At 38.6% G+C, this 12,165-nt stretch carries 11 protein-coding genes; 2 read left to right on the plus strand and 9 right to left on the minus strand.

Translation table 11 applies throughout. The features are described 5' to 3' along the window. Positions 1–18: 18 nt before the first annotated feature. From F7734_RS09075 to F7734_RS09110, 8 genes are all read right to left on the minus strand, one after another. Positions 19–1,923: a site-specific integrase gene (locus F7734_RS09075; RefSeq protein WP_155744360.1), complete on the minus strand. Its 1,905-nt coding sequence runs from the start codon at positions 1,921–1,923 to the stop codon at positions 19–21. Further along, positions 1,908–3,014: a tyrosine-type recombinase/integrase gene (locus tag F7734_RS09080; protein ID WP_155744361.1), complete on the minus strand. Its 1,107-nt coding sequence runs from the start codon at positions 3,012–3,014 to the stop codon at positions 1,908–1,910. Before F7734_RS09080 ends, F7734_RS09075 begins: the two co-directional genes overlap by 16 nt. Positions 3,015–3,377: 363 nt before the next feature. Continuing rightward, positions 3,378–4,574, minus strand: a complete 1,197-nt coding sequence (locus F7734_RS09085; RefSeq protein WP_243146768.1) for an ISAs1 family transposase — start codon at positions 4,572–4,574, stop codon at positions 3,378–3,380. Positions 4,575–5,232: 658 nt separating this feature from the next. Continuing rightward, complete coding sequence (locus F7734_RS09090; RefSeq protein ID WP_155744362.1) at positions 5,233–5,502, minus strand: hypothetical protein; 270 nt, start codon at positions 5,500–5,502, stop codon at positions 5,233–5,235. Positions 5,503–5,507: 5 nt separating this feature from the next. After that, positions 5,508–6,089: a hypothetical protein gene (locus tag F7734_RS09095; protein ID WP_155744363.1), complete on the minus strand. Its 582-nt coding sequence runs from the start codon at positions 6,087–6,089 to the stop codon at positions 5,508–5,510. A 415-nt stretch (positions 6,090–6,504) separates the two neighbouring features. Continuing rightward, positions 6,505–7,092, minus strand: coding sequence for a hypothetical protein (locus tag F7734_RS09100; protein ID WP_155744364.1), 588 nt, complete (start codon positions 7,090–7,092; stop codon positions 6,505–6,507). A gap of 205 nt (positions 7,093–7,297) precedes the next feature. Continuing rightward, entirely contained in the window at positions 7,298–8,311 is a 1,014-nt protein-coding gene (cydB, locus tag F7734_RS09105; RefSeq protein WP_155744365.1) for a cytochrome d ubiquinol oxidase subunit II, read from the minus strand. A gap of 17 nt (positions 8,312–8,328) precedes the next feature. Next, on the minus strand, positions 8,329–9,771 hold the full coding sequence (locus F7734_RS09110; protein WP_155744366.1) for a cytochrome ubiquinol oxidase subunit I: 1,443 nt from the start codon (positions 9,769–9,771) through the stop codon (positions 8,329–8,331). A 641-nt stretch (positions 9,772–10,412) separates the two neighbouring features. On the opposite strand from F7734_RS09110, the gene F7734_RS09115 reads away from it, so the two are divergent. Beyond that, a complete protein-coding gene (locus tag F7734_RS09115) occupies positions 10,413–10,670 on the plus strand; it encodes a prevent-host-death protein (protein WP_155744367.1) in 258 nt (85 codons plus the stop codon). Continuing rightward, positions 10,667–11,050 carry a type II toxin-antitoxin system VapC family toxin gene (locus F7734_RS09120; RefSeq protein WP_155744368.1) on the plus strand — a complete coding sequence of 128 codons (384 nt, stop codon included), beginning with the start codon at positions 10,667–10,669 and terminating at the stop codon, positions 11,048–11,050. The genes F7734_RS09115 and F7734_RS09120 overlap by 4 nt, the downstream gene beginning before the upstream one ends. 625 nt (positions 11,051–11,675) lie before the next feature. Here F7734_RS09120 and F7734_RS63235 read toward each other — a convergent pair. After that, on the minus strand, positions 11,676–11,885 hold the full coding sequence (locus F7734_RS63235) for a hypothetical protein (RefSeq protein ID WP_243146769.1): 210 nt from the start codon (positions 11,883–11,885) through the stop codon (positions 11,676–11,678). Positions 11,886–12,165: the final 280 nt, after the last annotated feature.

A 12,165-nucleotide genomic window follows, 5' to 3' on the forward strand; every position in this document is an offset into this window, starting at 1 on the left:
CCAGACGATCGGGGCTATTTACTGATTACCAGACTCCAATGTATTAAGAATTTTTTCTAAATTATCCTTGACTCTTTTATTCATTTCTGCATGACGTTGCCAATCTTTTTCTTCAGCATTTTTGAGAATTTTTTTGGTGGATTCAAGTTGGGTTTTATGCTGTTCTAAAAACTCGATAGTTGTGCGAAAATCACCACAGGTAAGGCAAGCATTAGCATGAGGGCATTCACCTAATATAATTGGTCTAGCACAAGAACCATTAGGTAAAGATTGAGCTAATACTTTTTTCTTAAGAATGTGTAAGTCTAAATTATTGTCTATTTCTGGATTTGTAGATTCAACAACTTCACCAGCAACATTTACTACTCTAATATCATGATATTTAGCTATTTCTTTTTTCAAAGTTTGGTCATAAATGTGAGCATAAACTTGAGTCATTGTCGGAGAATCATGACCTAAATATTTTTGAACAATGTGATGCGGAACACCATTATTAATCATGCTTGTGCCTACAGTATGACGACATTGATGAGGATGAAAGTGCCAGAGATTTCCGTTCTCATCACAGATATTATTTTCAACTATAAGTAGATTGATATTTTTGATAAAACTTTGTTTTCCCCTAGCTCTATCTTTTCTTCTTGGTGAAGGAAAAAGAAACCAAACGTCCTGACCATATTTCTCTTTAGTTTTCTGTTGTTGTTCTTGAATTATGATAGTAACTTCACGAGTAATAGGAATAGTAATTTCTTTCTTCATTTTGGTTTGGTAATATTGCAGAAAAAAATCCCCAGAACTATCTTGTTTAATACAATTCATCGAAAGATTACATAATTCACTAATTCGCATTCCACAACTTATCAAAATTAAATACATTCTTTGATCAACTCGCTCGGGAATTTTCTCCAAGTTTTTATTTATAGCTTCCATGACACTTTCGGGAATATATTTAGGTGTTCTACTCCGATTGTATCGGGGGAAATCATCTTGATAAAATAGCTGAATACCAGTTATATCGAGCCATTTTTCTCTAGAGCATATTTCCAAAAAGTCTTTGAGACTTGTGAGAATTTTATGATGAGTTTGATCTGTGAAATTTTGACTTTTTAAATAGCTCAAAAAAGCTAGAACAAGATGGCGATTGATTTGGCAAGGCACAACCGAAGAATATTGTTGTTCAATAAAATCCGAGAACTGAACTAAGGCATAAAGTCTGAAACGACAAAGTGAAGTAGAAACAAGCGCTAACTTATATTTGATGAATTTTTTAGAAGAGTTCCGTAACCAATCTTGCTTAATCGGCGTAAAATCAAATTTATTTTTATCTACTAAATTGTCTAGATGAAAATTTAACTTTCTTAAATCCCAAATATCTTTATCATATTCATCTCTGTCATCATAATAATCGAAGATGGTTTGATAAAGAACACCGAAAGTATAAATAGTCTCATCTTTGGCTGTATATTTTTTACGTTTTTTTTCTTTTGTAATCATCTCGTATTCTCTCTGAGAAAAAATTTGATTTCTGATGAGATAGCTGGTCAATAGTTCTGACCACTGTTTGACTTCTAACTCAATGATTGAACTGACTAGATTTTCACAATTTTGCAAAAATTTGATAAGATAATTAATTTTCGTGGCTTTGGCTTGATGAAGAGTAACCCATCCCCATTCTTTTGTGATTATCTTTTGATAGCAAGCATATTTAATTTCTGTTTTCAGAATATTAGGCAACCCTTCAAAATAAATATATACTCCTCTGATATCATTAGAGCCTTTCAATGGATTCTCATTGGGATTCCATGTATCATCTGCCCAATAACCCTTTAACTCCTCTTGCATTTCAACGTACTTAATTCTTGACCATTTAATCTGAGAAGATGATGGCTGTGTTGGTTGAATATAGTTTATGTTGCCTGACATTTGTTCTGCTCTTGGTTTTTTAAATATTTTTGGTACTCGGTTTTCAAGTCATCATCTAGTAAATGAACATAAGTATTAACAGTAGTTTGAATATCGCTATGTCCCAATCGCTTTTGAACATAGCTCATATCCCATCCGGCTCTAATTAAATTAGTTGCGTGGCTATGTCTTAATAAGTGAGCACTGGCATAAATATTAGTTTTTTTACTAAGACGACGGAATAAACTATCTACTGCTGAATATTGAAGCGGTGTTCCTGGTTCTACTTTCTGACTCCAAATACTTACAAACACATAATCTGAGTCAACATTTTCTGGATATTCTTCAATTAGATAATCAGAATAAAATCTCATGACTTCTTTATTAACATGAATTATTCTGTTTCCACTTTTGGCTTTAGCTTGGTTGAAATTATCAAGTCTATTTGTGATTTTTATTTCATTTTTACCTCCGGTTGCCATATCTTCATGCCTTAACCCTAATGCTTCTCCGATACGCATTCCTGTTTCATAGAGAAGGCAAATTAAGAATTTATCTCTCATGTGATTACAGGCCTTAATTAAATTCTTTACTTGTTCATCATTTAGACAACCAGGGAAGGTTTTAGGCTCTTTAACTTTTAATAATCTCGTCTTGGCTAATTTTCCTTTGCTAATATGATGTAAAAATGGTTTGTATTGACGAACCGAATTCACTCCATAACGATAGGCTTCTATCCCTTCAGTCTTTCCTAAACGTTCGTAGAACTCATAGAAGGAGGCTACAGTAGTTAAAGCATGGTTAATAGTTTTCTCTGACCTTTTGGACTGTTGTGGATGAAGTGGTATAGTTCCTGGTTTTGGATTTCTCAGCCAATGAATAAACTCTGATAGTTGCGACAAATTAACTTCTTTCCAGTCTAAATAGCTTTGCTGTAAATACTCCCAGTAGAGTTTTAGGTTTCGTGCATAACTAGCAATAGTGTTCGGCGATCTTCTCAGACTTTCAAGATAGCGTAAATATTTGGATATCGGTTCAACAGGTAGATAGTTATCATCCAACACCAACCAAATTGTTTTGCCGTTTTCTAATTGTCCTTTCTGTACTTTCATATAAATATTGTACATGATATAGAAACAATCAGCAAAGAATTTACACAATAAACTTCAATAAAGTTTGTCGGCTCTTGTTGTTGTTGTTATAGAATCTAATTATTTCATTGGAGATAATCCACAGGAAATCTTTTAGACAACTCAAAAATTTCCATGGCTACAGAAAAAGCAATTTTATAAATTCCTAAATCTTTATGGTCTTTGAGCGGTTCTAAGCGTCATTTTCCTTACCTTCATAGTATGAATCATACCTGAGATCTTTATAGAATTTTTTCTGAGGATAGACTCCGAGCATCAAGTCTTCACAAACATGACCAATTACTAGTATAATTTATTTTCAGAAACTTGATTCAACAAAATTGATTATTTTGAAACTAATTGTAAAACTTGACTTAAGTAGTTGTCGTCCATTGCGGCTAAAAATTGTTTATTTTTAATTCCTATCTTCTTGCTCTTTTCTTGACCTAAAAGATTAATGGCTATCCGACGAAGAACAGCAAAATTCTCAGGTGCATTATCTTTCCGAATTCGGCAGTCGTCCTCACTAAAAGCAACATCCAGCACCCAGTGGAGAGAATTTTCAACTCCCCAATGACTGCGTATCGCTCTACCTAATTTTTCGGCGTCATTGTTTAAACTACAAATATAATAACGAGTTTCCACAGTAGTTTTACCATCCACAGTTCTGACTGATTCAACCATCCCTATACTATTTAAATTAACCCATTGATGATTTGGGTCTATCTGCTGCGCTATATTTGACAACATTAAATAATTCCGTATTTCTTCTCTTCCATGACTTTTTTCACGGGTATGATAACTGCTATGGCTGTATCCATCAAATTTTTTGGCGATGGCGTCTTGAAATATTTGCTCTACGTTTTTATACAGATTCTTTTGATTCTTTTTTAGCGTAATCACGTAATCTCCTTGCTGCTCGGTAATTAATTTCACTATGTTTTTCTGACACCCCATTGCATCAATTGTTACTAGACAACCAGCAACATCTAAGATTTTAATCAGTTCGGGAATTGCTTTGATTTCATTTGATTTTTTATCGACTTTTCGTTGTCCTAAAACTAATCGATTTGCCGTTGCCCATGCATTAATCATATGGATAGCTGCTTTATCTTTTCCTTTCTCATAAGAGCCTTTTAAACTTTTTCCGTCAATTGCTATAATTTCTGATTCCGTTGTTTTACTAATAGATTGAATCCACTGGAAAAAACATTCTTGGAACTCTTGTGGATTGATTCGAGAAAACAACCTCGCAAAAGTATCATGTGATGGTGAGACCAGTCCTGAAGGAGGGTCTCCCTCCGCAGGGAACTGGCGAACCCGAAGGGTATACCATTTGGTAACTCTAAAAACTGTTTCAACCATTTCTGCTTGGCTTTTCCATAAGTTTCTATTGCTACCCAACGAGGAAGCTCCACAGATCACAGCACAAATAGCAATCGTAATAATATCAATCAGCAAGTGCCGCTTTGTCCGATCTCTTCTTGGATCTGATAAATCAGCAAAGTGCTCAGCAATTGTTATTTTGGGTTTAATTTTCATACCAATTGAACCAGAGGTACTCCATTTTGGCTTGATAGTACCACAAGGCTCCTTAATTACCTACTTTCAATGAAGCACTTGGACAAAAGTCTAGAATCCACATATATAGGTGAGATTTGTCAGGCTGCGCTCTCAACACTGTCTATGACTCTTAATTCATAGTTTGGCTCAAATCTGACACCAAGAAAACTTAATGTCGTTTTGATATACACTACTATTTCTTCGGCTCTTATTTTACTAATTAAGAGCTAAGAAAAACATTGCCGCTTTATTGCACTGCTTTTGATTAAGCCATTGATGATACCGATTAGGTGTAAGATCTCAGTTGACCGACTGCTCCGCGTGCTTCCTCTACCGAGCGAGCTCCCCCTCTCCCCTCTTCCCTGCCTCAATAGCTTCCCCTGCTTCCCCTGCCTCCTCTGCCTTGATTTTAGATGCGTTTTCCCTGCGTCGCACCCCAATCCTAAAATCTAAAATTGATGCAAATATTAATTTTTAGCTTCCAAATTTTAATGGGTGCGAAGCTAAACCCGTTCTCTGAAGGATAAACGTTCTTGGCGGCAAACCCTTGGTTGTTAGCGACAGACATAATTTTTGAAAATAGAGTACCTATTAGCTTAAGAAACATCTACAAAGTAAGGAGTTTTATCATTATAAATTACTCCTGATTTTGCTCGGAATTAAGATGAATTTTTTGCTCTCGTATTCTCTCTATAATTCTTTTTTCTGCTGCCTCTAATTGAGCAAGTTCTTCTAAGGTTTTTTGTTTCCTTTTTTGCACTACTTCTAAGTTCTTAATCAGGTATTTACCACTTAAATAGTAATCAAACGTTCGTAATGCTTCTTCATCCGATATTTCTCTCCCAGTACAAGGACTACTTTCTAGTTCTTCTGCTTCTTCAATTTGATTCTTAACTTGTTCCTGCATCACTTTTACCTCCAACGTCTGATATGTTCCTCTAAAAATTGTAGCGCTCTTTCCTCCGTTAATATCATTTCCCTGGAACCATCTGGGTTCTCCTCGAAGCCAATCCTTCTATAAAACTCAATAGATCTAGGTATCGCTGCTACTTTAAATATTCCACTCACTTCATTAGGAGCAGAGGTCATTTCCTGAATAATATCAGCTATCAACCACTCAGCCGCTCCCCTACAAGTTTCAGATACGCTTCTAGGTAAACAATTCCAAGGTGCGGCGCAGACAATATCTAATAATATATGCTGTTGTCGTCCTTCATTCAAATAAATTTCCCCAATTCTGTATTCAATAATTGCACCAGCTTGAAGCATATCATTATTCACTACCCCTCTAAAATTGGTTGGCTCATCTCCAGAGACTTCTAATAAATCAAGACATATATTTGCACAATCTCCAAATTTAGTTCCTAAAGCATTATTTCTATTACCACCATAAAACTCAATCAAATAATCCTGTATTTTATCTTGCCAATACAACAAGTTAGTAGCCACTAAATTATTAGCATAATTTACATAAACAAATTTATTTTTAGTCATACATTGACATTAACAATCAAACATATATCTTTCCAATTCTCACCGATAGCGCTTATGACAACTATGACGGCATATCCACCCCCACTGTATCCCCTTCAAAACGCTTTGTAACAAAACCCCAGCACACATTTGATCTGAGGTTTGAAGAGGCGAACTGCATCCATCTACTCTATCAAATAGCGATCGCGCTTTCATGCCCCCTCGTGCGATAGCTTCGCTGGTGCCAAGGGCAGATCGCTTCAAGACGAGACGCGCTCTTTACGCTGCTGCTCCAGTGTATCAGGATATTGCCCCAAACATTTAGCTGATGACTGTTTAAAAAATTAGAATTACCAAAAATGAGCGATCGCTAGGTCGATTACCTGTTTGAATTTCCACTTCCTGGTGTAGCAACAACGCCAGCAGTTCCAGTGCTTTACTTTCCAAATACACCCGTTTGGTAAAGCCCTGGTAGGGGACAGCGTAAAATTTGCTGCAACACGCTTTGCATGAATGGGGTTGTATTGCTACAAAGACCATAACATACTCGATCGGAAGGTCGTAGTAAGTGTTGCAGTGCGGCGGGCAGTTCCCCTGTTAGGTTACCGATAAATGAGCGCAGGATTTCTGGCTGAATTAACACCTCGACCGAGAAAAACGGCTGCACAGCGAAGGCGGCACAGCAGTCTTTGGGAGCTAAACCATTCCCATAGAAAGTATATTGTCCAGCACTAAATGAGAAGTTATCCCAATCAGAAACTCCTGACGTCAAAAAGAAATATCCCAAGTGGCGTTCTTCTTCAGGATACTCCACAATTAGATCGTCATACTGTCGAATGTTTTCAATCCGCAAAGACAGCCCTTCTCGAAGCTGAATTTCTCGTACCCATCCCTCTCCCAACTGTTTTGGATACTTCCAAGTAATATCCAAATCATCGGTTGGGTCACAGTACTGCTGCGTTTGGTCCACTTCTTCAAACAATTTCAAATAAGTTGGGTGTGAAAGTGCGATCGCCAACCGCATCGTTTAGCTGAGTTATTCACTAAACCTCAACCCAAGGTAGCAACTGTGTAGAGATTTTTAGGGGGCAAAGAAAGCCCCCTTTGTTGTATCCACCCGCACAAAATAGAGAATCGCTAAGAGCATTTATATTCCTGGATATAATCGGGAACTTGACCATCCGGGATTTTAGACAAAAATCAACAATTATTTCTTAAATTGGTATTACCTATTCTCCATAATGTGTACCTATCACTTTTCCTCGAAAGACAATGTAATTGTAGATGTTGTAGAACAACATAATGGGAATCAGAAATCCAATGAAGATAATCATAAACACTAACGCGCTAGGTGCTGCGGCTGCTTGATAAATGGTGATACCAGGGGGGATGATATAGGGAAAAACAACTAATCCTAAGCCCACAAAGGTAAGCAGAAAAAGCAGCACTGTCCAAACTAGGGGAGTAGTTTCTGCTTTGCGGTTCAGGCTTTGAATCAATAACCCAATCAGCAGCACGCCTAGCACTGGAATGAGTGAAAATAGATAGACTTCTGGCTGGTGAAATAACTTTGCTCTGGCATTTTCATACACAACAGGGGTGGCGATCGTGATTAAAATTGCACCCAACAGCGTTGTCCAAGCAGCGAGTTTTGCTGTGCGGTAATGAGATGTTTGCAGTTCTCCCTCAGTTTTCAGGATGAGATAGGTGGAGCCAATCAATACATAACCCTGGATCAATGTCAAGGCAACTAAGAGCGATCGCCAATCGAGCCAATCCCATATACTGCCGATAAAGTGACCCGATTCATCCACTGTAATGCCTTCTAAAATGCTCCCCAAGGCAAATCCTTGAAACAGCGCCGCCATGAAACTCCCAACTCCAAATGCCACATTCCAAAACAGTTTGTGGGTAGAATGCTCTCGAAACTCAAAGGCCACAGCCCGAAAAATCAAGCCAAAGATCATGCCAAAAATAGGAATGTAGAGCGCATTCAAAATGGTGCCATAAGCAAGAGGAAATGCCCCAAATAATGCACCCCCCATCAACACCAACCAGGTTTCATTGGCATCCCAAATATTACCCAAACTCGTCATTAAAATGTCCCGTCGCTCCTCATTAGAACTGGTTAGCGACAGGATACCTACGCCTAGATCGAACCCGTCTAACATGACGTAGAGAAACAAAAACAGAGCCAAGATAATAAACCAAACCTGTGCTAAAAAGTGTTCTAAATTCTCCATACAATTACTGAATTGTTTTACTGCTGTGCTTCCACAGGACGTTGATCTCGAACAAATTCAGCCGGAGTAGTTTCTACGGCTGGTTGGGTGTCAATACCTGGAACCGGAAGCTCCAGATTGGGGCCTTGACGAACGATCCGACTACCAAAGAATAAGGCACAAATAAACAGGGCTGTATAAATTCCCGCAAAAATTAGCAAGGATGTTAAAACCTCAGTCGCTGGTAGGTGGGAAACGCCATCTGCTGTGCGAATTTTCCCATAAACTACCCAGGGTTGCCGTCCAACACAGCGCACAATCCAGCCTGATTCCACAGCAATGTAGCCCAGTGGAGCCGCCAAAATCCAGATTCGCAGTAGCCATTTTTGCTGGGCGATCGCCTCTGGTGACAGCCTCCCCCGCAACCATTGAATCACACTGATACCCATCAATCCAGCCAAGAAAAAGCCGATACCGCTCATGATGCGGAAGGCGTAATAAATCAAACCCACCATCCGGGGGCGATCTTCAGGTTTCCACTCTTTCAATCCCAGAACGGGTTTAGACAGATTTTTTTTGAATTCCAAAATGTAGCCTAAGCCGTTGGGAATTGAGATTTCCCAGTCATTTTTCTCAGTCTGGTTATTGGGTAATGCGACTACACTCCAGGGCGCGGGCTGTCCGGCTGGAGTAGTTTCCCACTTGGCTTCCATCGCGGCGAGTTTGGTAGGTTGATAATCAGCTACCTGTTCGGCGCTGAGGTGTCCGACATAGATTTGTAATGGGGTGACAGCGATCGCTGTTGCTAACACAATTTTAAGCGATCGCGCAAAAAAGGCCTCATGACGGTGGTTGAGAATATACCAGGCGCTAATTCCCCCAATTACAAATAGAGAAGTTTCCAGTGTCGCCAAAAACATATGCGACACGCTGTTGAGCATGAAGGGATTTAAAATTGCCTGAAAGTAATCATCAACAACAAACTTCCCGTTCACCATTTCCCCGCCTGCTGGGGTCTGCAACCAAGAGTTTGCCGCTAAAATCCAGAAGGTAGATAGGTTTGCGCCAAAGGCAACCATAATCGTGGCAAAATAGTGAATCACTGGGTTTACCCGTTCCCAGCCAAACAACATAATCCCCAAAAATCCAGCTTCTAGCATGAATGCCATCGAAGCCTCAAAACCTAAAATACTGCCAAAAAAGTCACCTACCGCTTCGGAAAACGGGGCCCAGTTCGTACCAAATTGAAACTCCATTGGTAAGCCAGATGCTACACCAATACCGAAATTCAACACATATAGCTTGGCCCAGAAACGAGCATGGTGGTAGTAATCAGGATTGCGTGTTTTTAGCCACATTCCTTCAACGAGCGCCAGATAAATCCCCATCCCAGTGGTGAGAACAGGCCATAGCATATGAAAAATCGCCGTCAGTGCAAACTGCATCCGCGATAGAGCAACGGTGTCCGATAGAAAATTCATGAACTAACCTCTGAATTTGTTTCAATCTTGATTTGCACGGCATCTTGGGATCGTAGTCGCAGTTTAAAGGTGGAAGATACTCAAACATGGTCTTCTCCTGTGCAGATCTACAGCACTTAATCAAAGTTAACACGTATCTTCTTCAAAGAATGCATTCGCTCCTGATTTATCTAGCCATTCTTTAACTTTTTTCTAGATTTATTAGTTTGACAAGATGTCCTATTTAAGGATGACAACCTGTCGTTTGACATTGGTAGAAAATTCACCATAAATTTTTGATAAACTACTAAATATTGTTTCTAAAAAATCTGGTAGAAAATATTTTTTCATTGGAGGAGCAGCACTTCGGTCTTTTCGACTTCGCTCAAGGCAAGTGGCTCAGTAACCAAGGGGCAGAGGGGAAGGGAATAATTAGCTTACTTAAGTGCATCGATCGCTAGTGGCTATACAGGCGGAGCGCGGACATTCAGTTTTTGATTAATCAGTTGAAATAGAGGACTTGTTACAGTTCAATAATTCTTCAAACAGTTGTTACTGCATATTGGGATAAAAATGTGATACAATGGTAATTTAAATATTAAGTACCAGTAATGCGAGTTCTCAGGCTGTAAATCAGGGTCAAAATATTTATATCAATAGCTATGTCAACAAGAACGCTCGATCTTCAACAATTACAAATCAGTGTTAGTGAGTTGCTCTCCTTGATTCAAGATGACAAAGAAATAGTCATTACTAATGGTAGTACTCCTGTTGCTAGATTGACTCTACTTAATCCTGTTGCTCAAGTCATCAGTGAATCAGAAAAAAAACCTCTACCTGGATTAAATTTAGGTGCAATGGAAATGAGTAATGATTTCGATCAACCTTTATCCGATGAATTTTGGTTGCAAAATTCATGAATTTACTATTAGATACACATACCTTTATTTGGTGGGATAGCGAGCCAACAAAACTTTCTAAGCAAGCATTAGACTTATTAGCAGATAAGAATAATATTAGGTTATTAAGTGTTGTAAGTCTCTGGGAAATCCAAATTAAACACCAGTTAGGTAAACTAACACTAAATAAACCTTTAGGTGAAATTATTGCTAGTCAACAAAAAAATTATATCGAAATCTTACCAATAACCGTTGCTCATGTTTTAGCTTTAGACGGTTTGCCCCTCTATCATAAAGATCCTTTTGACCGATTACTGATTGCTCAAGCTAATATAGAAAATTCTGTGCTAATTAGTTGTGATGCTGTTTTTACTAATTATTCAGTTCAAGTAGAATGGTAGCTGATGCTATGCAATGAGAGGATTTCTGAGAAGTCAATCATGAATACTAGCTTTGGCAATGTGGTTATTTATAGTCGATGATGAGTAGTTATAGCAATTTGTCTAACTCTTGGATGCACCACCCTTGGCTAATGAGAATTTGCAACAATTGTTGACAACAAAAGCACCATGGGAGTAATGGTAGCAGGAGAACACAACAAGTTAATACAGGCTCCTTAACCGATAAAATCAGACCATCAGCTAAAGTATTTTAAGAAATTTCGGGATTATGTATTTGATTTTATTGAACCAGAAACCGCTAAGACATCCCACGCGCCGGAGTCTTTGTGGTTGAATTGTACTGTCCGCTGGAGGATTGGTATGACTACACCTTATTTTTAGCATTATGGATTGAGATAGCTAGAAGTTCTGCTTCAAATTCCTCTCAAGCAGCAGCACAAAAGTTCCTGAGTTTCTCCCACATCTCATGGTGTCTGGAGTTTAGACTAAGACATGAAAAATGGCCCAGCGATGCTGGGTAAAATAAACTTCCGCCAAAAAATGAACGAGATATAAATACTAAGCTGATTCAGCCGTTTGTTTTCGGTGCTTAGAAGTTCGTTTTTTAACAATTGGGTAGCGGGTTTTACGTTGTCGCTGCTTTCCTGTTTTCCAACCAGGAGATTTTCCACGGAGTTTTGGAGAACTTGCAGGAGATCCAATCGCCGCCAAAACTCCTCCCATAGACTAAACAACCCTTCCAGGGGTGAGTTGTGCGATTGATTTTTGCTCTTAGGAGAGGATTATCGAGTACAGTATCACGAGCTAACCATAGTTCCCAAGTGATTATAGGCATTAGCTCACTCCACCTTTCACATTGTTTAGGTGTAGCAAATTTAGGAACTGAACCACAAGGCTTTAATTCCTCTCTCCCTTCAATAGCTGAGCAAACGTACAGTATTTAGTCTAAACTCCAGTAACGTAATTACGTGCTAAAAAATGGAAGTAGAACTTTGCCAAAGTCAATTGGAAGCGTAAGCACGTAAAAACGGCAATATTATCGTCCCACTGACATTTGACTTGTTTGCGGTTTGAAGCGTTCTTGTTTGCAGTTCCTTACAGCTATGTTACAAATA

It is taken from the genome of Scytonema sp. UIC 10036 (assembly GCF_009725235.1).